This window comes from Arsukibacterium sp. MJ3 (assembly GCF_000987765.1).
In the GTDB taxonomy this organism is placed as follows: Bacteria; Pseudomonadota; Gammaproteobacteria; order Enterobacterales; family Alteromonadaceae; genus Alishewanella.
Map to the genome: position 1 here is coordinate 1 of NZ_LAHP01000175.1, position 450 is coordinate 450.

Annotated in this window: 1 protein-coding gene; it reads left to right on the forward strand. The window is 50.0% G+C overall.

The window, feature by feature from the left end:
* On the forward strand, nt 1-450 hold a 450-nt coding region (locus tag VT06_RS17355; protein ID WP_046555587.1), incomplete at both ends, for a PD40 domain-containing protein.

A 450-nucleotide genomic window follows, 5' to 3' on the forward strand; every position in this document is an offset into this window, starting at 1 on the left:
AAGGCTCTATTAGCTCGGTAAGCATTCATCCGAATGATCAGGAATTATTGCTTACCCTGCGGGTAGATCCTGAGGTGGAGAATCCGCTCGAAAAAGCCGCAGAAAGTGATGATAAGCCCGATATCTCGGTAATTACGAATGCAGTATACAAACGCCAAGGCGGCTACCTCAACGAGGATCGCACCGGCTTATGGCGCTATAACCTAGCCGAGAAAACACTCGATGCAATTACTGGCAACAGCCAATGGCACGAAGGTAGCGCCAGTTATTCGCCCAATGGTCAATGTATCGCTTTTGCTAGTAACCGCCATCCAGAAGCGGATGAAGGCTACTTTGCTTCATCTGTATTCGTACGCTGTGGTAATGATGAGCGCGAGCTAGCAACACCCATTGGGCATGCCGGCACGCCTGTATGGACTTCCAACAATAGCCTCGTGTATGTATACCGCG